General features: G+C 71.8%; 18 protein-coding genes and 1 pseudogene. 4 read left to right on the top strand and 15 right to left on the bottom strand.

The genetic code is table 11. From position 1 onward, the window contains the following. Positions 1-44: 44 nt before the first annotated feature. The 7 genes from ACZ38L_RS31880 to ACZ38L_RS31850 form a co-directional block, all read right to left on the bottom strand. Complete coding sequence (locus ACZ38L_RS31880) at positions 45-950, bottom strand: ROK family protein (protein WP_465699878.1); 906 nt, start codon at positions 948-950, stop codon at positions 45-47. Next, positions 947-1942, bottom strand: coding sequence for a Gfo/Idh/MocA family protein (locus ACZ38L_RS31875; RefSeq protein ID WP_465699875.1), 996 nt, complete (start codon positions 1940-1942; stop codon positions 947-949). Before ACZ38L_RS31875 ends, ACZ38L_RS31880 begins: the two co-directional genes overlap by 4 nt. Beyond that, positions 1939-3309, bottom strand: coding sequence for an aspartate aminotransferase family protein (locus ACZ38L_RS31870; protein WP_465699872.1), 1371 nt, complete (start codon positions 3307-3309; stop codon positions 1939-1941). Before ACZ38L_RS31870 ends, ACZ38L_RS31875 begins: the two co-directional genes overlap by 4 nt. A gap of 134 nt (positions 3310-3443) precedes the next feature. Then, positions 3444-3593, bottom strand: a complete 150-nt coding sequence (locus ACZ38L_RS31865) for a hypothetical protein (protein ID WP_465699868.1) — start codon at positions 3591-3593, stop codon at positions 3444-3446. Between the two features lie 4 nt (positions 3594-3597). Further along, positions 3598-4920 carry a phenylacetate--CoA ligase family protein gene (locus ACZ38L_RS31860; protein WP_465699865.1) on the bottom strand — a complete coding sequence of 441 codons (1323 nt, stop codon included), beginning with the start codon at positions 4918-4920 and terminating at the stop codon, positions 3598-3600. Between the two features lie 97 nt (positions 4921-5017). Further along, entirely contained in the window at positions 5018-6028 is a 1011-nt protein-coding gene (locus tag ACZ38L_RS31855; protein ID WP_465699862.1) for a sugar phosphate nucleotidyltransferase, read from the bottom strand. Continuing rightward, complete coding sequence (locus ACZ38L_RS31850; protein WP_465699858.1) at positions 6025-7353, bottom strand: MFS transporter; 1329 nt, start codon at positions 7351-7353, stop codon at positions 6025-6027. Before ACZ38L_RS31850 ends, ACZ38L_RS31855 begins: the two co-directional genes overlap by 4 nt. Positions 7354-7731: 378 nt before the next feature. Between ACZ38L_RS31850 and ACZ38L_RS31845 the strand changes: the two genes are divergently transcribed. Beyond that, entirely contained in the window at positions 7732-7968 is a 237-nt protein-coding gene (locus tag ACZ38L_RS31845; protein WP_465699854.1) for a hypothetical protein, read from the top strand. Between the two features lie 21 nt (positions 7969-7989). Here ACZ38L_RS31845 and ACZ38L_RS31840 read toward each other — a convergent pair whose 3' ends face one another. The 4 genes from ACZ38L_RS31840 to ACZ38L_RS31825 all read right to left on the bottom strand — a co-directional run bounded on the left by ACZ38L_RS31840 (position 7990) and on the right by ACZ38L_RS31825 (position 14253). After that, positions 7990-10962 carry an AfsR/SARP family transcriptional regulator gene (locus ACZ38L_RS31840; protein WP_465699852.1) on the bottom strand — a complete coding sequence of 991 codons (2973 nt, stop codon included), beginning with the start codon at positions 10960-10962 and terminating at the stop codon, positions 7990-7992. A 279-nt stretch (positions 10963-11241) separates the two neighbouring features. Next, positions 11242-13170, bottom strand: coding sequence for a recombinase family protein (locus ACZ38L_RS31835; RefSeq protein ID WP_465699850.1), 1929 nt, complete (start codon positions 13168-13170; stop codon positions 11242-11244). Positions 13171-13261: 91 nt separating this feature from the next. Beyond that, complete coding sequence (locus tag ACZ38L_RS31830; protein WP_465699846.1) at positions 13262-13561, bottom strand: hypothetical protein; 300 nt, start codon at positions 13559-13561, stop codon at positions 13262-13264. Continuing rightward, on the bottom strand, positions 13558-14253 hold the full coding sequence (locus ACZ38L_RS31825) for a hypothetical protein (RefSeq protein ID WP_465699843.1): 696 nt from the start codon (positions 14251-14253) through the stop codon (positions 13558-13560). The genes ACZ38L_RS31830 and ACZ38L_RS31825 overlap by 4 nt, the downstream gene beginning before the upstream one ends. Before the next feature lie 68 nt (positions 14254-14321). Here ACZ38L_RS31825 and ACZ38L_RS31820 point away from each other — a divergent pair. From ACZ38L_RS31820 to ACZ38L_RS31810, 3 genes and pseudogenes are all read left to right on the top strand, one after another. Next, a pseudogene (locus tag ACZ38L_RS31820) lies at positions 14322-14711 on the top strand (DNA methyltransferase); the annotation flags it as partial. A 17-nt stretch (positions 14712-14728) separates the two neighbouring features. Then, on the top strand, positions 14729-15139 hold the full coding sequence (locus tag ACZ38L_RS31815; RefSeq protein WP_465699840.1) for a hypothetical protein: 411 nt from the start codon (positions 14729-14731) through the stop codon (positions 15137-15139). A gap of 259 nt (positions 15140-15398) precedes the next feature. Then, a complete protein-coding gene (locus tag ACZ38L_RS31810; RefSeq protein WP_465699837.1) occupies positions 15399-15620 on the top strand; it encodes a hypothetical protein in 222 nt (73 codons plus the stop codon). Positions 15621-16174: 554 nt separating this feature from the next. Here ACZ38L_RS31810 and ACZ38L_RS31805 read toward each other — a convergent pair. Genes ACZ38L_RS31805 through ACZ38L_RS31790 form a run of 4 tightly spaced genes read right to left on the bottom strand, consistent with a single transcriptional unit; the run spans position 16175 to position 21349 of the window. After that, entirely contained in the window at positions 16175-17407 is a 1233-nt protein-coding gene (locus tag ACZ38L_RS31805) for an SWIM zinc finger family protein (RefSeq protein WP_465699835.1), read from the bottom strand. Beyond that, a complete protein-coding gene (locus ACZ38L_RS31800) occupies positions 17404-20280 on the bottom strand; it encodes a DEAD/DEAH box helicase (RefSeq protein WP_465699832.1) in 2877 nt (958 codons plus the stop codon). Before ACZ38L_RS31800 ends, ACZ38L_RS31805 begins: the two co-directional genes overlap by 4 nt. Further along, positions 20268-20669, bottom strand: a complete 402-nt coding sequence (locus tag ACZ38L_RS31795) for a recombinase family protein (protein ID WP_465699829.1) — start codon at positions 20667-20669, stop codon at positions 20268-20270. The genes ACZ38L_RS31800 and ACZ38L_RS31795 overlap by 13 nt, the downstream gene beginning before the upstream one ends. Beyond that, positions 20567-21349, bottom strand: a complete 783-nt coding sequence (locus tag ACZ38L_RS31790; RefSeq protein WP_465699827.1) for a recombinase family protein — start codon at positions 21347-21349, stop codon at positions 20567-20569. Before ACZ38L_RS31790 ends, ACZ38L_RS31795 begins: the two co-directional genes overlap by 103 nt. Positions 21350-21818: the final 469 nt, after the last annotated feature.

Below are 21818 nucleotides of genomic sequence, written 5' to 3'. Positions count from 1 at the left end.
TGTGGGGCCGGGTGAGTACGGAAGAGCCGGTCATCGGCCCGTTTTCAGCACGGTGCCGGATCCTCGGCCGCGCCGATCACCCCGGCGGACCGGCCCAGCGCACCGGGCACGATGCGGACGGCCCGGGCGGCCAGTGGCATCGACCTGCGCCGTGCGGTGTCCTCCAGAGTGGCGCCGAACAGGTCCCAGCCCGCCGCTACACCTCCCCCGACCACCACGACGTGCGGGTTGAAGAGGTTGACGAGCGCGGCGACACCGATGCCGAGCCAGACACCGGCCTGGTCGAACGCCTCCCGCGCGAGGCGGTCACCGCTGCGGGCCGCCGCAGCCACTGCCGCGGCGCCCGGCACCGTCCGTCCGGTGCGCGCTGCGTACCAGTGGGCCACAGCCGTGCCGGAGGCCAGCCGCTCCAGGCAGCCGGAGCCGCCGCACGGGCAGGGCGGGCCGTCCAGTGCCAGGGGCAGGTGGCCCACTTCGCCGGCCAGCCCGGTGGTGCCCAGGAGCGGGCGGCCGTCGACGACCGCGCCGCCGCCGACCCCCGTGCCGACGAAGACTCCGACCACGTGCCGGGTTCCACGGGCGGCGCCGTAGCGCCACTCGGCGAGCAGCGCAGCATCGGCGTCGTTGACCACGCGGGTCACCGGCACCGTTCCGAGTACCAGGTCACGCGGATCCAGGCCGAGCAGTTCCACGGCCCCGGGGGCGGAGGCGACCAGCCCGGTGAGCGGGTCGAGGGAGCCGGGCAGGGCGATCCCGGCACCGGTGATCTGGCTGCCGCAGGCGCGGACTACACCGTGCAGCCCGGCGGCGAGGTCCGCGAGCTGACCGATCAGGTCACCCTCCCGGGGGACGTCGCGCAGCGGGGCCGCCAGGCTGCCGTCGGCCTGCACCAGGCCGGCGCGCAGGCTGGTTCCGCCGATGTCGATACCCAACCGCAGCACGGCGGTCACCCGAGTGATGCGGGACGGCCACCTTGGCGGGCCGAAGCGTACGCCGCCTCGGTGATCCGCACGGTGGACACCGCTTCGCCGAGCGGGCGCTCCCAGGCCGCCCGGTCGCCGAGGACCGCCGTGAAGTCCTTGAACATCGCGGCGAACCACTCCTCGTGGGTGGAACTCTCGGTCGGCGAGTGCAGGGTGCGCCGAGTGCGGCCGGCGGAGCCGTCCACGGTGACCAGATCGTTGTGCACGTCCACGGTGCCGGACGGGCCGGACAGCAGGTAGCGGTTGCTGCGCGTGGTGCTGATCCAGCTGAGGTGGATGCGGCAGGTGCCGTGGGGGAAGTCCAACTCCAGCTCGGCGGTCAGGTCGACGCCGCTCGCCCCGGGGCCGGTATCCGCGTGGGTGCGGCAGGAGACCCGGTCGGGGAGCCCGCCGAACAACCGGGTGGCCATGTAGACGCAGTGCGAGCCGTGGTCCAGCAGGATACCGCCGCCGGCCAGCGCGGCGTCGGTGCGCCAGGCGGTCATTCCCACGGCGGGCTGCGGGCGCAGGATTTCGATGGTCAGCTCGAGCGGCCTGCTGCTCCCGTCCCCGGGCACGCCAGCGGCCAGTTCGGCCATCATCGGCGAGAAGTGGTAGTTGTGCGCCGGGTAGAACAACCGGTCGTGCCGGCGCGAGAGTTCGGCCAGCCCGCGGGCCTCCTCGGCGAGGAAGGCGACGGGCTTCTCGCAGATCACGTGATGCCCCGACGCCAGTGCGCGCGCGGCGTAGGGGGCATGGTGCACGGGTGGTGCGCAGATGTCGACCACGTCCACCGTCCCGCTGTCGAGCAGTGCGTCCAGGGTGGCGTGCGTGGTCGCCTCCGGCAGCAGGACCCGGGCACGCGCCCGGCGCTCCGGTGCGGGGTCGACCACCGCGGTGATCCGCGCACCGGTCACCGACCGGTACGCCGCGACGCGGGCCTCACCCGCCGTACCGAAGCCCACCAGTGCGACCCTCACCGGTGACCTCCGGCGTGCCCGGCGGGGACCGGCAGGGCCTCCAGGGTCGCGCGGACGATCTCCGCGGCGGCGGCGGCCTGGTCCTCGTCGACGGTGAGCGGCGGGTACAACCGCAGGGTGTTTCCGCCGGTCATCACCATCACGCCGGCCTCGAGTAGCGCCAGGTAGGCACGTCGTACCGTCGCCGGGTCGGCGGGCTCCTTGGTCTCCTTGTCCAGGACCAGTTCGATGCCGAGCGCCAGGCCGAGCCCGCGGACGTCGCCCACCAGCGGGGCGCTGTCCACCAGCGGCCGCAGCGTCTCCAGGAGTTGCTTGCCCAGGCGCATCGCCCGCTCGGCCAGGTCCTCCTGATCGATGATCCCGACGGTGGTGGCCACGGCCCGGCAGGCCATCGGGAACGCTCCGAAGCTCGACGAGCTGGCGCTCGGGTCGCTGAACGGGGCGGCGGACATCGTCGCGGCGGACGCGATGACGCCCGAGACCGGGTAGCCGGAACCCATGCCCTTGCCGACGGTGAGGATGTCGGGCTCGACCTGGTCGTGCTGATAGGCGAAGGACGTGCCCGTCCTCCCGAAACCGGTCATCATCTCATCGACGATCAGCATCGCGTCGAACTCACGGGCCACCGACGAGAGCGCCGCGAGGTACCCCGGCGGGGGCACGACGTTGCCCGACCGGCCCTGCACCGGCTCGACCACGATCGCGGCCAGCGCACCGGTCGAGTGCTGCTTGATCATTTCCCGGGCGCTGTCCACGCAGGCGAGGCCGCAGCTCGGGTAGCGGAGCTTCAGCGGGCAGCGGTAACAGTTGGCGTACGGGGCGCTGAAGTTGCCAGTGGGCAGCGGCCCGAGCGCGGCGCGGGAACTGCCAGTGGTCAGCGCCAGGCTGCCCATGGTCTTGCCGTGGAAGCCGCCCCAGAAGGAGAGGAACTCGTACTTCCCGGTGGCGGACTTGGCGAGCCGCAGAGCGGCCTCGACCGCCTCCGTCCCCCCGCTGTAGAGCTGGATCCGGTCGAAGGGGGCGGGCAGGTACCGCTGGAGGACCCGGACCATGTCCAGCCGGGCAGGGGAGCCCAGCGCGCCTGCGGTCCACGTGGTCAGCTGCTGGGCCATCTCGGAGATGAAACGGGGATTGGCATGCCCGATCGAGTTCACTCCACCGGCGCCCTGGAAGTCCAGCACACGGTTGCCGTCGAGATCCTCGATCACGGCGCCCTCGGCGGCCGCCACGCAGAACTTGGCCCACAGCATCACCGCCTGCAGCCCGGGACCGATGGTCTCCTGCTCCGCACTCCAGTGCGCCGCGCCGCGCGTGGCCGGCACGCGCATCCCCCATGCGGCGGGCTCGAGGTCGCCTTCGCGTGTCATGACTGCTCCGATCGGATGTGACGTTCTCCGGGGCTCGCGTGGAGGTCCTCGGTGTGGTGCTGTCGGTACTGTGGCCGGATCCTGTGGGCCGGGGCCCGGCTCGATGAGCCTGGCCCCGGCCGATGCAGGGAGGGTCAGATGAGGCTCTCCTTCAGGCGCATCTCCTCGATCTTCTTGATCGCGTCGAGCTTGCTCATGACGACACCTCCTTTCCTTTTCAGCGGACGGACCGGACTCCCGAAGCAGGAGCCGGCGATCGGCGCGGAACCCGACGGATTCCGCAAGCTTTTATCGGGCCGGCCGCAGGTCCAGATAGTCGACGGTTTTCCGCCGACTGTCCGAGACGAATTCCCCGGGGCCGACCACGTGCAGGGCGATGGACCGCCCGGCCAGCTGCCGGGTCAGGAATTCGCGAATCTCGGCGAGCTGCGCGGCCTCGAATCCGGCAGCCGGCTGGATACGGACCGTGAAGCCGGATTCGGTGTCCCGGGCGATCTGGAAACGCAGCAGCGGGTAGCGGCGCAGGATCCGGGTCACTCCACTGAGCCGCACCTCGGTGCCGTCGTCGAAGGAGACGACCCCGGACTCCCGCCCGGCGATTTCGGTCAGCACCTGGCCCCGCACCCCGCAGGAGCACATTTCTTCGGCCAGTGTTCCGAAATCCCCTGTGCGGTATCTTATCAGCGGCATCACGTCGTTTGTAAAGCCCGTGACGACAATCTCTCCAGAATTCCCCGGAGGGACGACAGAGCCGTCCTCGGCAGCCACCTCGACGAAAACCTTCTCCTCGACGTGGTACCGCCCCTCGGCACAGCGCACGGCAATCGTGCCGAATTCGTACATCGCATACAGGTCGACGACGTGGGCCGGCTCGAACACTGCTTCCAGGTGACCGCGCACGGTATCCGACAGGTATTCGCCGTACGTCACCACGACACGCGGCGCCAGCACGACGCCGCCGGCCCGGAGGGTCTGGGCGAACGCCAGGCAGTCCGAAGGGTGCCCGTACACCACGTCCGGTTCGAAGAGCCGCACGCGGTCGAGCACATCAGGCGTGTCGCCGCCCGGCCCGGTGCCGAACTCCGCGACGGCGGAGTGGCACCGGCCCGGTGACTCGTACTCGACCCACGGCAGCGGGACCGTTTTCATCGGCTCAATAATGCGACGGCGCTCGGGAAGCCCGAGGTCGCGGTTGCGACGTAGCGCGGCGGCGTACTCGGACGCGATGTGTTCCAGGCTGTGAATGACCTTCACCGGCACACCGGTGGTACCTGACGTGGTTCCGAAGCGGCATCGTGCGGGGTCTATGTCGTCACTGCAGAAGTCCACCATCCGATCCCGCAGGTCGCTCTTGCCGATCAGCGGGAACTTGGCCAGCACCGCGTAGGGATCAGCGAGTTCGACCTCGGAGACCGCTACGTCGCGGTACGCCGGCACGTTCCGGACCGCATTGCGGAGGGTGGCCGCGAGGCGGGTCGCGGGGCTCTCCGGCCAGGTCGTGGAACGGTACAGTTCGGCGATCCGCCCCTGCAGCAGGACCTCCTGGGCGACCGTGGCGGCGATCATCTTCTGATAGCGCTGCCGCACGGCCTCATCCGTGGCCGGTGTCATGGCTTCCTCCCTCGTCGTGTGCGTGATGCGGTCCGGCGGACCGGTCGCCAGGGCCTGTCGGACAATTCGCCCGGCGGGAGTTGTCAGACAAGCCCTACTACAGGTGTGGCAGCATGGCGGGCCAGACCGCGGTGGGGTCACCGTGGACGGCCCCGACGACGTTCCCGCCGTCCGGCACGCTGCTCCCCGGCAGCAGGACGCTGTCGGTGACGGTGGCGCCGGCACCGACCCTCGCGCCGTGCCCGACCACCAACGGCCCGACCAGCCTGCAGCCCTGGCCGAGCGAGACATCCCGGCCGAGCAGCACCGGGCCGGTGATGACGGCCGGAGCAGCCAGATCGGCGTGCCCCTCGTCGTAGACTCCGGGCCCGACCGGTCGGCCGCGGTGCCCGATGCCGAAACGGCCTTCGATTCCGAGCGTGTTGGCCAGCTGGAAGAGGTCCGGTTCGCCGACGTCGCACAGCTTGACCACGCCGCCGTTGAACACCTCGATGGTCCGGTCCTCCAAAGGAAGCCCGGTCAGCACGTCGCGGGCCACGTCGAAGTCGTCGGGCCGCACTCCGGCCAGCAGCTCCGGTTCGACGATCCAGGTACCAAAGCTGCCAGTGCCCGAACCTCCCACCTGCGAACCCGGTTTGTAGACGAATCGGGAGACGGACACCCCGTCGGTCGTCTCGACGTAGTCCCCGCCCCAGTCCCCGGGCACCGGCGCCCCGGCCAGCGTGACCGTGGGCCGGCGTTCGCTGTGCTGGGCGATGAGCCCGGCGAAGTCGACGGTGCTGACCATGTCCGCGCAGGTCACGAGGACGGGGCCGGAGGCGAAGAAGTCCCGACATGCCCGGAGGGTGCCGACCGATCCCAGCAGCTCGCTCTCGGGGAAAAGTCGCAGCCTGGCCGCGTCGCCCCGGTGCTCAGTCAGATAGGTCGTCATCAGCCCTGGGAAGGCGTGCACGTTGATCCCGATCTCGTCGCACCCGGCGGTGCGCAGCGCGTCGATGACGTGCCCGATGACAGGGCGATTGAGGATCGGCACAAGTGGTTTGGGCAGCGACGCGGTCAACGGCCGCAGTCGTTCGCCCAGCCCGGCCGCGAGGATGAATGCCTTCATGCGTGGTCCCGTCCCGGATCAGACTGTCGTGCTTCGCGGTGTCCGGCGGCCCAGGCCGCCGCGGGAGGCGCCGCGGCGCCCGCGAGGAGGACCGCCGCCGCGATCCCGAGCCAGGCGTACCAGCCGTACGCCAGGGTGAGGCCGGTGAGCGCGACAGGGCCGACGATGTTCATGAGCTGAGGGCCGAGCCCGAAGAACGCCAGGTACTCGGCGCGCCGGTCGTCCGGTGCCAGCCGGTAGGAGATCCCCCAGGCAGCAGCAGCCTCCAGCAACTCTCCAGCGGTCAGCGCGACCGTGGCCAGCGCGAGCAGCAGCAGCGTCAGCACCCCGGAGGTGGTCTGGGTGACGCCCAGCAGGCCGCACGAAGCGGCGATCGCGTATCCGGCCCGGCGCTGGGCCCGTGCGGCGCCGGACACGTGCTCCCCGCCGCGACTGACCCGAGTCTGGAAGAACACCGCCAGAACGGTGTTGAGCAGCACCGCCGCCGCGATGGCGGCCCTGGGCGCGTCGGTGCGTCGCAGCACCCACAACGGCATGATCACGCTGAGGATCGTGTCGTTGACCATCATCACGCCGTTGATCACGGTCAGTACCAGGAACGGCCTGTCCTTCACCGCGGCCTCCCCACGCCTGGCCGGGCCGCGTGGCGCGGGTTCCGTCCGGTGCAGGAAGCGACCGACGAGGACGAGGTCGACGACGTAACTGACGGCGTTGACGGCGGGCAGGGTGAGGTAGGCCTCGCGGGTGCCGACCGCGAGGGCCGCGGCCGCAAGCAGGATACCGAGGGACATGCCGATGTTGGCGTTGACGCGGATGCGGGCGCTGGCCCGCACCCTGGCCTCGACGCCAAGCACATCGCCCACGTAGCGCCCCCTGCTCAGCCCGGCGGTGGCCGAGCCGACGGCCGACGCCACGATGACGGCCAGCAGCCAGCCGAACCCGCTGACCATGGGGTAGCAGGCGTAGAGCAGCGCCAGCACCCCCACGGATGCCAGCCAGCTTGTCCAGGAGCCCAGCTTGTCGACGAGGATGCCGAGCGGCACCTGGAGCACGAAGACCACCAGGGCCGCGATGGACAGGCCCGTACCCACCTGGGTCGCGCTGCACCCGACATACCCGGTGAAGAACACCGCGCTGCCCGCAGCGAAGACGCCCGAGCCGAACGCGGTGGTGATCGATCCGAGGGCGAGCGCCCAGGGCAGTCCCTCTTCCCTGCCCAAACCCCGGTTCACCAGTACGAGCGCGCCGCGCCCGACGGCACCCACGCCCCGGCGCCTCTCCGGGTCGGGCCCGCGGTGTCCGCACGCGCTGCGTATCACTGCCATGCGACCCTCCCTCGTCCCGACCGGCGGCCCAGTCCGGGCGCCAGCAGTCGGTGCACCCCGGGCGTCCGGAGGCCGGTGGCCCGGCGGACGGTGTTTGCGACCCGTACCACCGTGGAAACACCCTCAGGTACCTCGCCGTCCCGCATGAACCGCCTCCCCCGCTGCCACTGTCGTCGTCACCGTCACACTGGATGCGACGCTAGGCGGGCCGGATCTATGGGCGGTAGACGTGGCGTCAGCGGTAGCCGCCGAGTGGTGGCGCAGCCGGGCTCGGTCGATCGGCGCCCGCTCCTCGCCGATTGGTGGCATCTATCAGCCGTATATCGGTGGCTGGCAGGATCAGCCGGGTACCGACCCCGCGCAACAGAGGACATCACCGTGCAGCGAGCAGTAAAGCGATTCGTGGCGCAGACGGCCGTTCTGGCCGCCACCGGAGCGGCCGCTCTGGCCCTGGCCGCGACCGGCGTGGGGACCGGCTACTCCGTGACCCAGTCCGGGACGGAGTCGGCGGTGCCGGGCCACCGGACGGTTGTCGCCGCCGGCCCGCCGACCCGGCCGCGCCACGAGTGGAACAACACCGGATCCCTCTTCGTGTCACCGCCGCCCCAGGACTGACCACGCCACCGACGGCGCGGCTCAGAGCACGGCCAGCAGCTGCTCCGCCTGAGCCACCTCCGGCAACCCGGACCGGGTGAGCAGCAGTTGGGCCTGTTCGAAGCGCAGGCGGGCCGCGTCGGTGTGCCCGAGCTCGGCGAGGGCTCGGGCCAGCACGAGCAGGGCCCGCCCCTGGTCGAGCTCGGCCCGACTCTCCTCGCAGCTCACCACGGCCAGTTCGGCGAGCGCCACCGCCTCCTCGACCTGACCGAGCGCGAGCAGCGTGTCGGCGAGGTGGAAGCGCGCCACGGCCTCCCGGCCACGGATGCCCGCGGCCGCGCACACCTCCAGGCACTCCCGGTACCGCGCGACCGCCAGGTCGGGCTGGCCCAGCTCGTGCTGGGCCAGCCCGAGGACGTAGAGCGCGAACGCGGTGCCGTGGTAGTCCGCCAACTCGCGCAGCCCGTGCAGCGCGTCCTCGCAGGAGGGCAACGCCTCGGCGGCCCGGCCGCTCTGCACCCTGGCCAGCGCGGCGTTCGCCGTCGCGACCAGCTCGCCGGAGCGCTGGCCCAGGTCGCGGGCCAGCACGATGGCCTCGTCGAAGCACTGCAGCGACTCATCGAAGTCCTGCCGGAGCAGGGCGGTCAGGCCGAGGTCGTTGAGCGCCTGTTGCAGGATGACGGTGTCGCCCACCTCCCGGCAGATCGCCACCGCGAGCCGCGTGCACTCCAGCGCTTCGGTCAGCCGGCGGTGCTGGACGGCCATGTTGCCGAGCAGGAAGTGCGCCCTGCCGGCCGACCGCCGGTCGCCGCAGGCCAGGGCCGCCGCGGCCACCGACTCGGCGGCCGAGACCAGCCGCTCGTACCGGATGACGGAGCCGAAGGCACTGAACGCGAGCAGTAGATCGGCCAGCACGCTCACCACGCCCGGCGCAGCCGGGTCCGGCCCGCCGACCGCGAGCAGGACGGCCGAGACCGCCCCCTCGAACTCGGCCGCGGCCCAGGACCGGGCCGCCAGGACGTCCCGGAACGCCGGCACGGCCGCCCCTGCCGGCGGCACGATGCCGAGCGCGGCGTCCCCGGGCGCCATCCGCCGGAACGCCGCCGAGGCGCCGGCCAGCAGGAAGTCCAGCAGTCGGCCAAGCGCCTCTGGGGTCTGGGCCGGCGCCCGGTCGGCTGCCAGCTGCCGCGCGAACGCTCCGACCAGGTCGTGGAAACGGTAGCGCCCCGGCACCGGGGCCTCCAGCATGGCGGCGTCCACCAGGGACTCCAGCAGTTCCTCGGCCACGTCCTCGTCGACTTGGAGCACCGCGGCGGCGGCCGGTATGCCGATGTCCGGTCCGCAGACCGCACCGATCAACCGGAACGCGCGCGCCTGGGCCGTGGGCAGCTGCTGGTAGCCCCACTCGAAGGCGGTCGACACCGCGAGGTCCCCGGTGCGCAGCTCGGCGATCCGCCGACGCTCGTCCCGTAGCCGGCTGTTCAGCGCCGCCACCGTCCACGCCGGGCGGGCCGCGAGCCTGGCCGCGACGATCCGGATCGCGAGCGGCAGGCGGCCGCAGATCTCCACCAGCTCCCGGGCCGCGGCCGGTTCGGTGCCGATCCGGTCCGGCCCGGCGATCCGGCACAGCAGGCCGAGCGCCTCGTCCGGCGGGAAGACGTCCAGGTCCACCCGGGCCGTCACCGGGAGGCCGGAGAGCCGCGGCCGACTGGTGATCACGACCGCGCACCCGGCCGAACCCGGCAGCAGCGGCCGGATCTGCGCGAGGTCGCGGGCGTTGTCCAGCACCACCAGGACGCGTCGGCCGTCCAGCAGCGAGCGGTACAGCCGACAGCGGTCGTCCTCGTACTGCGGCAGGTCCTTGCCGGTGACGCCGAAGGCGGCAAGGAAGCTGGCCAGCACCAGCCCGGGTTCGGTCGGCTGCTGCCCGCTGCCGCGCAGGTCGGCGTAGAGCTGGCCGTCGGGGAAGCGGCCGCGCACCTGGTGGGCCGAGCGGAGCGCGAGCACGGTCTTGCCCACGCCGGCCATACCCGCCACGACCGTGACGGAGACCGTCACGGGCTCCGACTGGGCGAGCGCCGCGACGAGCTGGGCGACATCGGCCGTGCGGCCGGTGAAGTCCATGGTGTCCGCCGGGAGTTGCGCCGGCACGGGCAGGCCCGGCGACCCGCCCGTGGTGGCCGGACGCTCGCGCACCGTGCGGTCGCCGTCGGCAGCCCTGCTGCCAGAGAGCGCCGCCGTGGTCCGAGGGACCGGGGCGAGCACCGGGTCGTTCTGCAGGATCCGCTGCCGCAGGTCCTTCAGCTCCGGTCCGGGCTCGACCCCGAGCTCACGGTCGAGCAGCCGCCTGACCCGGTCATACGCCGCGAGCGCGTCCGCCTGCCGGCCGGCCGCGTACAGCGCCCGCATGAGCAGCCCGTACGGACGCTCGCGCAGCGGGTACTCGCCGGTGAAGGCCCTGAGCTTCGGGACGGCGAGCGCGTGCCGGCCGAGCCGCAGCTCCAGATCGACGTGCTCCTCCCACAGCGCGCAGCGCAGCTCGGCCAGCCTGGACCGCTGCTGCTCCGCGAACGGCCCGGGGATGCCGGCCAGCGGATCGCCCCGCCACAGTCCGAGCGCCTGGGACAGCAGCTCGCAGCCTTTCTCCGGTTGCCCGTCCTCGCCGGCCCGGAAGGCCGCGGCCGCCAGCTCCTCGGCCCGCGAGACGTCCAGATCCTGCGCCCGGAACACCAGCCGGTAGCCGTCCCCCACCGACACCAGCACCCGCGGCTCAGCCCGGCTCTCCTCCAGCACCCGGCGCCAGCGCCAGGCGTACGTGCGCACCGTGGCGAGCGCGGTGTCCGGCGGTTCCTCCCCCCAGATCCCCGCGATGACCTCCTGTACCGAGGCGGACCGGCCCGCACGGAGCAGCAGCACGGCGAGCATCGCCTGCTGCTGCGGTGGGCCGACCGCGATCCTGACGTCGTCCCGCAGCACCCGCAGCTGCCCCATGACGTCGAACCGGATGCTCTGCACGGCCCCCCCTTTACCTTTGAAGCAGCCGAGCATACCCACTTCGCGTGATCGCTCGAGAACAGGCGTACGGAGGAAGCCCCCTGCTCAGCCCGGTGAGGTCGAGTCGCCCGAGCGTCAGGAGGCCCTGGGGTCCGGATGGTCGACGACCCATGGGAGGCGTCCATGTCTTGATCTGCCGCCCCTGCCCAGACATGCCCACCATCCACCGGTACGACTGCTGATCGTGGAAGAAGCTCGGCGTCCGACCCTCAGGCGTCGATTCCGCCACCGTGCCGGCGATCACGTCACTCGGCTCTGGCGAAGGATCCATTCAGCCCACCCCGGTCTGAACATCGGCGACGCCTTCCACACCGCCGGCTCCTCGGATCTGACGGCAGGTGAGTCCCAGCATCTCGACGGCCCGCCCTGCCATCTTTTCTGCAGCGGTACTGACGAATCATCCAGCGTCGGGCACGGGATCTCCCATTCACGGCCGCACCACATCCAGTACCGCAGAGGCCCACTCAAAGTTGGTGAATGGTACAAGTCCGGCCTCGGACACTTCGTTACGCACATAGAAGATGCGGGTCGCGACTCAACAGTCACGATCCGCTTCTTCGCGTCGTAGACCAGGTTAAGGCCGAAGGCCTCGTAGAGGGGCGCTTTCCGTGCGGGCGCGGCCTGTAGGAGGCGGTCGGTGAGGTTGCCGAGCTCGGTGATCAGGGATTCGATCTGGTCGGCCGTCAGGGTGGGCGGCGCTTCGGCTGTGAGCTGGTTCAGCTGTTGCTGGGCGGTGGCCTGGTCGAGGGTGGCTTCGTTGATCCACTGGGCCACGGTGGCGGGGTCGCCGCCGGCGTCGAGGGTCGCCCGGTAGCTGGCGAGCCTGGCGGTGGCCGCGTCCAGGGTGCGGCGGGCGACTTGGAGCGCGACGGGGTCGGGGGCGCGGACGGCTTGGGCCTGCTGCATCTCGTGGATGGTGCACTTGAGCCTGCCGGGTGCGAAGACGGTGGCGATCCACTTGTCGAGTGCGGGGAGCACGGTGTCCTCGCGGAGGTAGACGGTCAGTGGGTGGTCGAGGGCGCGGCTCTGGGCGTATTCGCTGGGGTAGCGGCAGCGGTAGTGGGGGTGGCCGTTGTTGAAGTTGCCCTGCATCTTCCGGTTGCAGAGACCGCAGCGGAGGAGGCCGCGTAGCGCGTAGGGGCGTTCGGTGGTGCGCGGCTTTCGTTCGGTGGCTGGGGTGATGGCGCGGGTGGCGAGTTTGAGTTGAACTCGTTCGAAGTCGCCGGTGGTAATCAGGGGTTCGTGGGCGATGCCGGTGGACTTGACCCATTTTTCGGGGTCGTTCCAGCGCTGTTTGGTGGTGTAGCCCAGGGCGACGTCTTCGACGTCGAGGAGGACTTCGTCCTTGCGTTGGCGGTTCCAGACCTGGTGGCCGGTGTAGCGGGGGTTGGTGAGGATGACGCGGATGGCGCTCTTGGACCAGGCGTTGCCGTGGCGGTGGGGGTTGCGGGCCCGGTCGTGGGCGGAGGGGCAGAGGATGCCGTCGCGGGTCAGGCCCTCGGCGATGGCGTAGAGGCCCTTGCCGCGCAGGTACTCGGTGAAGATCCGCTGCACGACCGGGGCAGCGATCGGGTCGGGGTCGAGCCGGTGCAGGCGCTTGCCGTCGAGGGCCTTGATCGGATTGGGGTGGGGTCCGGCATCGACGATCCGGTAGCCGTAGGGTGGGCGGCCGCCGAGGAAGCGGCCTTCGAGAGCGGTCTGGGAGGCCATCGCGGCACGGACTCGAATCTTGATACGAGTCCGCTCACCTTTGGACATGCCACCAAAGACAGACATGACCAGGTCGTGGGCTTCACTCTCGGGGTCCACGGGTCCACCGACCTCGGGCACCCACATCTGCACCCCGTAGTGAGCGAAGACGGGGTGAGTGAGGCTGTACTGGTTGCCGTAGAAGACGCGTTGGGGTTCGCCGATCACCACGGCGTCGAAACCGCGGTCGGGGTCCTTGAGGGCGGCGAGGAGGGCGCAGGCCTGGGGGCGGCGCTTCCAGGGCAGGGAGCGGGAGAAGCCGACGTCGAAGAACTCGGCGACAATCCGGCCGCCGGTGGGGGTGATGAGCGTTTCGGCTCGGGTGCGCTGCCAGGCGCGGGAGGACTCGGGATCTTGAAGGTCTTCGGTGGAGACACGCCCGGCGAAGGCGAAGGCGATGGGCGCGAGGTGGGTGGTCACGGGCAGCTCCGGGGCGGGGCAGTCGATTGGTGCCCCCGTCGTAACTCGGACGGGGGCAAAGGGCCAGCCGGCACAGTGAGTTCACGGTGTATCAGCCCATGGGCGGGCGGGGCTGGTTGATCTCGGCCAGGAGGAAGGCGAGCAGCGCTGCGGCGGCGGGGAAGGTGAGTGGCGGCGGCTGGGCGGGGAGGATCACCTGGAAGGCGTGGGGCGAGGATGTGCTGGGGTGTTCGGTGCCGGTGGTGCGGCGGGTGAGTTGGGCGGGCGGGGCGGCCGGAACCGCGGAGCCGCGCACGGTCAGGCCGTTGGGCGCCCCGTCGTGTTCCTCGGGTGGCGGGGCGGGGGCCTGCGGGCCTGGGACGTCCGGCCCGCAAGTCGCGACCGAGGTCACGCGATGATGTCCCCTCCGACCAAGTCGACCTGATGCCCCATGTCCTGGCCGGAGACCGGCATCAGGTGACGGAAAATCAGGACGTCTTCGTGGACGATCAGGTGCATGGGGATGCCGGCTGCGCGGGCTGCGCGGATGTTGGTGAGTTGGAAGAAGGAGGGGCGGGCGACGAGTTGGCCGTCGCGCACCCCGGCGAGGAGGGCGACGCACCGTTCGACCGGGGTGAGACCTGCGGCTTGGCCGGCGGCGATGACGGCGGTGGGGAGGTCCACGAGTTCGCCGTGGTGACGCCACGGGCGGGCGGTGACGGCGACGTGGGCGCCGGGGGCGAGCAGCGGGGTGCAGTTGGTGAGGATAGTGGTGAAGGCCTCCAGGAGGTGGTCGGTGGGGGCGTGGGCGAGGTTGGCGGGGTTAGTGCCGTAGGTGGCGTCGAACTTGGCGATGCCACCTTGATGGGTGTCGCGGGTGGCGTTGACGCGGCCGTGGACGGAGGCGCCGTAGGGCGGTGAGGTGAGCAGGAGTTGGACGTGAGCCCCGCAGCTGTCCGTGTCGCCGCAGAAGCCGGGGCCGTGGCCGCCGCCGGCAGGGCCGGCGTTGGGGTCGCAGGCAGAGTCGCCGTTCTGGCCGCACTCGGAGCGCATGCCGGTCCGATCGGCGCCGGTGACGGGGTCGTTGCCGGCGTAGTCGTTCATCGTTTGGGAAGCGGCCGACCGTTCTGCGGCGGTCGCCCCCCATCGCATCCGCTTGCTGGCATCGCTGGACCGACCCAGGCGATCTCGTTCTCGACCCGATGTGCGGCATCGGCACCACCCTGGTCGAAGCCGTCCACCTCGACCGCAACGCCCTCGGCGCCCTACGGAACAATCCCGGGACACGCAAGCTCGCAGGTGGCGGGCGTCGCCGGTGGTCACGGTGGCGGTGCCGGTGGCGCCTTGGGTGCGGGCGCACGGCCGACACCGCGATCGGCTGGGGCGCGGCCAGCGTTGGCACGGAATGGGGTGCGGCCATCGGAACGATGATCGAACCAGGAGGCGGTACGCTGGTCGGCGGCGCGGTGGGAGCCGTGGCCGGCGGGGTCGTCGCAATAGTCACCAACACATACGTCAATAACGCGATTTTGAGCGGCGTCAAGGCGCTCAAGTTCTGGTGAGAGGACGGTGACCCGACATGGGATTCGTAGTTCTGGCATTCTGGCTGGGCGCGGCGGTCTTCACCGTCCTGCGGGCCCGCCGGATGTGGCGGCATCCCTCCTACTTCGAGAAGGTGGCCAGTCAGCGGTCACTCTACTCGCCGGGCAAGACGTTCCGGCGGGGCCTGCTGAGGGGATGGCTGCCACTCTCGATCGGAGTCACCGCCATGACACTCGGCCTGCCCGCTATGGTCATCGGAAGCAGCTCCGGTCCGGCTACCGGAACCTACCTGGTGCTCCTGGTGACCGGTCTGGCACTGCTGCTGGTCTTCATGGCCGGCATCGTGCTCCAGCTCTGTATCGCCTGCTTCAACTTCCCCCATCGCCTGGTCCCGCCGTACCTCCGGGGCGAGCGGGGGCTCTTCACCGCGCGCCGGGAAAGGGCCTGAGGCAGGACCTGGTGTAGACGCTCGGAGTCAGGGCTTCGGATACCCCGGGGCTCTGACCACTGAACGCAGCCCCGTGTCCGGCGCTGGAAGCCGCCACCAGCGACACCGGAAGCCCTGGACTACGCCTGGCGGCTGCGTGCGCGGGAGCAGTCGTGGGTCCCGGCTCACGGCCGGCAACGGCTCGGTCGTCGTGGTCGGCGACGCGCACGAGGACAAGGAATCGCTGCTGACGAATAACCGTCGACCCGACGGACGATGGTTGGCAGCAGACCCTGGTGACGGCGGACCTGGTGATCGGGGACCACTACTCGGTCACCCTGTACGGCGGACGATCGGCCGTCCCGTCCTGCTCGCCGCCTTCGGCTCCGAGGCCGTCCCGGGCACGGCGGGCTGGGCCCTGCGCGCGGCGGCACCGCGGCTGGACACCGACCGCCCGTTGCCCGAGCAGCCGGCCGCGGCTCTCGCCGACCACCGTCCGTAGCGCTACCAGCAGGTCGTCTCCGCGGCGTCCGCCGAACCCGGGCGGTCACTGGCACGGCTGCGCCAGACGGTCTACGAGCTGCTCGGCCCGGCCCAGCCCAAGCAGCCGGCGCGGGCCGCCCGCGCCTTCCCGCTGCCGGCCCCGGGCACCGCGCCGGCCCGCTCCCTGCTGGTCCACACCACCGTCACGACCCGCCGGGGCGAGGCGATCGGGATAGACCTCCACCGGTTCCCGGCCGCGCTGGCCGGCGAGACGCCGCAGAGCGCGGAGACGACGGACTCGTTCTGGCACCTGCCCTGCGACACCGACGAGCCGGACACCGGCTGACCGAGAGCGCCACCACGGTCCCGGTCCGCTCCCCATCCTCGCCGCAGACCCCGGACGGCGGCGCTGGCCGCCGGAGTGCCGCCGCGCCCGCCGGCAGGGCACGCGGGACGAGCACAGGTGGCGACGCTGGTCTCCGCGTACCGGCACGCCAGCTGCGCCGTCCCACCGGGCTCGGCACCGGGCCGTCCCTAGGGCGGACGGCGAGGCGGGCATCCGGCTTCGTGGAGTCAGCGTTCCCAGGCTGCGGTGAGAGCGGCGACCGGGTCGGTTTCGGCCGGGGCGCACGGCCACCAGTCGCCGTTCTCCTTCCGGTACGGGTACCAACGGCCGTCCGGGCCGAGGCGGAGTTGGAGTCCGGTGTCGCCGAGGGTGAGGCGGTTGCGCCAGGCCCGCAGCAGGGTTGGGCCTGTCTCGGGTGCCATGTCCGCGAGCGCCTCGGCCACCGCGGTGCGGGCCGAGGCCATGACGGCCGGGTCGGCGGGGCCGGACTCCTCGGCGACGGCCATCCCGACCGCACCGCCGTGGCGCCAGGCTCGGGTGAGCCGGGCGAGCTCCATGGGGCGCAGTCCAGTACCGGCCTGCAGTGCGTGGAACCATCCGGGATCGCGTTGAGTGGCGGTGAGGCGTACCGCGTCCTGGCGCTGGGCCAGCGCGAGGGAGGAGTGGTCTCCGGCGAGGAGTGTTCGGGCGCGGGCGGCTGTGTCGGCGGTAAGGCGTTCGAGATCGGCGCGGGTGAGTCCGGAGCCGGCGGGGGGATCGACTGGCAGCCGGGGTTCCGCAGGTCGCGCCGCGGACCGGGCCCCAGGTAGGCGCGGCTTCGGCAGGCCGGGCTGCTGCTCGGCCCAGCGCGCGTACGCGGCGGCGGCCGGGACCCCGGCCGGGACCTCCTGAGCGGTCGGCCGCTCGCTGGTCCGCCGCTCGCGGAGCGCGGCGAAGACCTGGTCGCGGTCGCGGCCGCGCAGGGCGAAGAGCACGAACGGGTCTTCATCGATGCGGGCGGCGATCGCGTAGCACAGTGCGGCGGCGTGTTTGCAGGGGTAGCCCCAGTCGGGGCAGGTGCACTCCGGGTCGAGCTCGGCGGGCCCGGGCAGCAGGGGTACACCCGAGCCGCGGGTGTCCTCGACCAGTTCGGCGGGCATCTCACCGTCCAGCAGCGCGGCCACGTGCCCGGCCCGCGCGGCGATCGCGTCGAGCAGGGTGTCCCACTGGCCGCCCGTCAGCACCGGAACGTGCACCGCCGAGCGGTACGGCCGCGGCTGGCTGCCCTGGACCGGGGCCTTGATCTGCCCGGGTGCGACCACGACCGCGCCGACCATGCCCTTGCGGGCGTAGGTCCGGCCCCGGGCCAGGCGGCCGGAGTCGAGGGTGGAGTCCTCCAGCGCACTCACCCAGGCCTGGCCCCACCAGGTGGCCGCGAACGCGCGGGCGCCGCGGGTGGGCGCTCGGCGGGCCGGGGTCATGACTGCCTCCTGAGGGCCACCAGTTCGGCCAGGTCGTCGTCGCCCAGTTCGGTCAGCGCCGCCTCGCCCGAGCCGACCACGGCCTCGGCCAGGGCGCGCTTGCTCTCCAGCAACCGGGCCACCTTGTCCTCCACGGTGCCCTCGGCGACCAGTTTGTGGACCTGCACCGGTCGGTCCTGGCCGATCCGGTAGGCGCGGTCGGTGGCCTGGTCCTCGACCGCCGGGTTCCACCAGCGGTCGTAGTGCACCACGTGGGTGGCGCGGGTGAGGTTGAGCCCGGTTCCAGCCGCCTTGAGCGACAGCAGGAAGACCGGATTCTCCCCTGCCTGGAACGCCGCCACCATCTCTTCGCGCCGGGCCACCGTGGTTCCGCCGTGCAGGTACAGCGGCGTCATCCCGCGCTGCGTGAGATGACGTTCGAGCAGCTTCGCCATCTGCGTGTACTGGGTGAAGACCAGGACGGACTCGCCTTCGGCGAGGATCGTGTCGAGCAGTTCGTCGAGGACGTCCAGCTTGCCGGAGCGCCCGTCGAGCGGTCCGGTCTGGCGCAGGTACTGCGCGGGATGGTTGCAGATCTGCTTGAGCGCGGTGAGCAGCTTGAGCACCAGGCCCCGGCGGGCGATGCCCTCGGCCTCGCGGATGCGTTCCATGGTCTCGCGCACCACGGCCTCGTACAGCGAGGCCTGTTCGGTGCCGAGCTGGACGATCCGCTCGGTCTCGGTCTTCGCCGGCAGCTCGGGGGCGATGCCGGGGTCGGTCTTCTTGCGGCGCAGCAGGAAGGGCCGCACCAGTCGGGAGAGCCGCTCGGCCGCTGCCGGGTCCTCGCCGGACTCCACCGCCCGTGCGTGGCGTTCGCGGAAGGTGGGCAGTGAGCCGAGCAGGCCCGGCGTGGTCCAGTCCAGCAGTGCCCACAGCTCGGAGAGGTTGTTCTCGACCGGGGTACCGGTGAGCGCGACGCGGGCCCGGGTCGGCAGGGCGCGCAGCTCACGCGCGGTGGTGCTGTAGGGGTTCTTGACGTGCTGGGCCTCGTCGGCGGCCACCAGGGACCAGTCGGCCTCGGCCAGCCGTTCCCGGTCCCGGCGCAGGACCCCGTACGTCACCAGCACGATCTCGTCGCCGGCCAGGTCCTCCAGGTGCCGTCCACCGCCGTGGTACCGGCGTACGGGGGTGCCGGGTGCGAACTTCTCCGCCTCGCGCTGCCAGTTGCCGAGCAGGGAGGCCGGGCAGACCACCAGGGTCGGTCCGGCCGTTCCCGGGTCGGCCTGGCGGTGCAGGTGCAGGGCGAGGAGGGTGATGGTCTTGCCGAGCCCCATGTCGTCGGCGAGACAGCCGCCCAGCCCGAGCTCGCACATCCGCGCGAGCCAGGCCAGGCCCCGGCGCTGATAGTCGCGCAGCGTGGCCTTGAGGGCGGGTGGCTGCTCGACCGTCGCCCCGGCTTCGGGATCGCGGATCCGGGCCACCAGCTCGCCGAGCGCACCGACCGGCGCGCAGGGAACCGGCTCGCCCTCGTGCTCGACCTCCCCCGTCAGCGCGGCGGTGAGCGCGTCCATCGGGCCGAGCGGTTCCATCCGCCGACGCTTCGCGCGGGCCACCAGGCGCGGATCGGCGACCACCCACTGGTCGCGCAGCCGGATCAACGGACGGCGCGCCTCGGCCAGGGCGTCCATCTCGGCCTCGGTCAACTCCTCGCCACCGAGCGAGATCTGCCAGCTGAACTCGAGCAGCGAGTCCGCGTCGAGCAGGCCACCGACAGTGCTGCCCGGGGCGGTGTGCCGCCCGATCACCGCCTGCGCGGAGAGTGCCTTCACCAGCTCGCGTGGCCAGTGCACGGCGATGCCGACCGCGCCCAGTGCGTCGGTGGCATCTCCCAGCAGCTCAAGCGCCTCGTCGTCGGTCAACCGCAACTGGTCGGGCGCGGCATCCCGGAGCAGCCGACCCAGCGGCTCCCAGGCCCGGGCGCCGCGCCGCAGTGCCAGCAGCATCTCGGTCTCGGCGCGCGGGCCGAGCAGCCGCTGAGCCGCCGAAGGATCGGCCCATGCCTGGGCCGCCTCGACCACCAGGGCCGGGTCCTGGGCGGTGTGGAGCTGGAGCACGGCACGGAACTGCTTCCGGCGGCCCTCGGGTGGGTCCACCCGCAGCGACACCGAGACATCGGCGGCGAGCGACGCCTCCAGCTCCTCGGCCCAGGAGCGCAGTTGGGGCAGCGGGCGTACTTCCCGCCAGGCGTAGGGGAGTTCACCGACCGCGAGCGGCGCGGCCGGCGTGCGGGCCAGTGTGTCGGCCACCGCATCGCAGAACGCCCGCAGTAGCGGGGCCGGCTCGGCGATGCGCAGCGGCGCGGGCCCCGGCTGCGGCAGGCAGTGGGCGTGCGGGGGGAAGGCGGCGGCCAACTCGTCCAGGGCCCGGCGGTGCCCGGCATCGTAGGGTCCGGCCCGCCACGTGTCGTACCCCTCGGGACTGAGCCCCGGATAGAGACGGCCATCGCCGAGCAGCGCCACAGCGAATCGCGCGGCACCGGCCCACGCCAAGACGGAGGGGTGACGGTGACCGGGGTCGGCGGTCAGCAGCGCGGGCACCGCCACGGCGGCCTCAACCGCGAAGCCCGGGACGGCACGGCGGCGCACCGAACGTCCGTGCGGCAGCACCAGCTCCACCGAGCGCGCGTCGACGTCCACCGCGGGCTGCGACGCCGCAGCGTCCTGTGCGCCGGCGGGCCGCCACAGGAACAACCGTCCATGACGGGCCACTTCCTCGGGCAGGAAAACGGCGGCCCAACCACCGTCGAACAGCCCGGTGGTCCACGAGACGGCCTCCGGAGCCGCCAGTGGCGGCAGGGCTCGCTGCCTCGGTACCTTGACTGTCACTCGGGCCATACCGGGCACGCTCCTCCTCTCACGCTGTGGCGTGTCACCGGCGCGACCTGACCTCGTCGGCGAGGCACGCAGTTCGCCGTCCTGGTCTGCCGCTGCACGTCGCGCCACGTCTCCGCGCCCCAATTGCTCGGACACCATCCTGACGGCTGAGCCGCCGCCATGACAAACCACGCCAGGGGCAACCTGAACACCATCGCCTCCCCGCCGCACTCGTGGTCGGTGCGCTGGCGGTTCCAGACCTGCCAGCCGGTGTAGCGGGGGTTGGCCAGGACGGACCGTACCGTGATCACGGTCCATCGGTTGCCGCTGCGGTGCGGGTTGCGGTCGCGGTCGGTGGCCGAGGGGCAGGGGACGGCCGCGTCGTTGAGGGCCCGGGTGATCCGGGCCATGCTGTGGCCGGCAAGGCGCTGGGCGAAGATCCACCTGACGATCGGACCGCACTCCGGATCGGCATCCAGGCGTCGGATGCGCACCCCGCGAAGAGGCCAGGCCCGGTCGGAGTGGGGGCCCGCGTCGACCAGCCGGTACCCGTAGGGGGCCGTCCGCCCAGGTAGCGGCCCTGGTCGCGGGCCTGGACCGTCATGGCGGAGCGGACCCGGATCCGGGCGCGGGTGACCTCGCGCTTGGCGAGGATGCCGAGCAGGACCATCAGCTCCTCGTGCCCGGTGACCGCCGGGTCCGCCGCGCCGCCCAGTTCCGGGATCCACATGGCAACCCCGTAGTGCTCGAACAGCGGCGCCATGACGGTGAACTGGTTGCCGTGGAAGGCGCGCTCGCTGGAGCCGATGACGATCGCGTTGAAACCCCGGTCGGGATCGGCCATGACGGCGAGGAGCTGGGCGGCCTCGGGACGACGCGCCCACGGCAGGGAACGGCTGTGGCCGACATCGAAGAACTCCGCGACGATCCGGCCGTGGCCGGAGACCGAAGACTCGGCCCGCAGCAGCTGCCAGGCACGCGAGGTAGTGGGGTCCTGATGGTCCTCGGTGGAGACCCGGCCGTAGAACGCGAACCGAAGCCCGGCCTTCTCCGACGTCTTGGCCTGAGCCGGCCCTCCGCGTTCACGCACCCACATGGCCAGAGCGCCTGACCTGGGATCGGACTCGACGGACGCGACCCGGCTCGCTGAACGCCCCATCACCACGGCTGACACCTCCTCCCGAGAGCCGACGATCGAACACCGTGCCCCCGAGCATGGATCCGCCGACGCCATCCGAGCGAGGCTCACTCGGATGTATCGTCGCGAACGCGTGAAATTCGACCAAAAGCCCTGCACGCCGGATCCCCCTGCTGCTCGGCCCGGCCGGCGAACCGCGCGTCGTCGACACGCCTTGGAGGCAGAGCTGACGGGCGGTCACCGTGGTTGCCCGCCGGATTCAGCTCGCAGCGACTGCGGGCCCGGCGACACTGAGGGAGGTATGTTCTTCGAAGTGTCACAAGCCTTTCTCGGCAAGGATCTTCATGAGATTGCGCTTGCGCTTCTGGTCGGCTCGCAGTGCAGCGAGGTAGCTGGCGAACTCTGTTTCCGTGCCCAGTGC

It is taken from the genome of Kitasatospora sp. NPDC024654 (assembly GCF_055559155.1).
The sequence above is the reverse complement of the archived record's forward strand: the minus strand, read 5'-3'. Positions and strand labels throughout refer to the sequence as shown.

Coding starts and splice junctions, on each gene's coding strand:
- ACZ38L_RS31870 (WP_465699872.1), bottom strand. CDS start 3,309: ATGACACGCGAAGGCGACCTCGAGCCCGCCGCATGGGGGATGCGCGTG.
- ACZ38L_RS31860 (WP_465699865.1), bottom strand. CDS start 4,920: ATGACACCGGCCACGGATGAGGCCGTGCGGCAGCGCTATCAGAAGATG.
- ACZ38L_RS31855 (WP_465699862.1), bottom strand. CDS start 6,028: ATGAAGGCATTCATCCTCGCGGCCGGGCTGGGCGAACGACTGCGGCCG.
- ACZ38L_RS31850 (WP_465699858.1), bottom strand. CDS start 7,353: ATGGCAGTGATACGCAGCGCGTGCGGACACCGCGGGCCCGACCCGGAG.
- ACZ38L_RS31825 (WP_465699843.1), bottom strand. CDS start 14,253: ATGAACGACTACGCCGGCAACGACCCCGTCACCGGCGCCGATCGGACC.
- ACZ38L_RS31815 (WP_465699840.1), top strand. CDS start 14,729: ATGGGATTCGTAGTTCTGGCATTCTGGCTGGGCGCGGCGGTCTTCACC.
- ACZ38L_RS31805 (WP_465699835.1), bottom strand. CDS start 17,407: ATGACCCCGGCCCGCCGAGCGCCCACCCGCGGCGCCCGCGCGTTCGCG.
- ACZ38L_RS31800 (WP_465699832.1), bottom strand. CDS start 20,280: ATGGCCCGAGTGACAGTCAAGGTACCGAGGCAGCGAGCCCTGCCGCCA.
- ACZ38L_RS31795 (WP_465699829.1), bottom strand. CDS start 20,669: ATGGCCCGGATCACCCGGGCCCTCAACGACGCGGCCGTCCCCTGCCCC.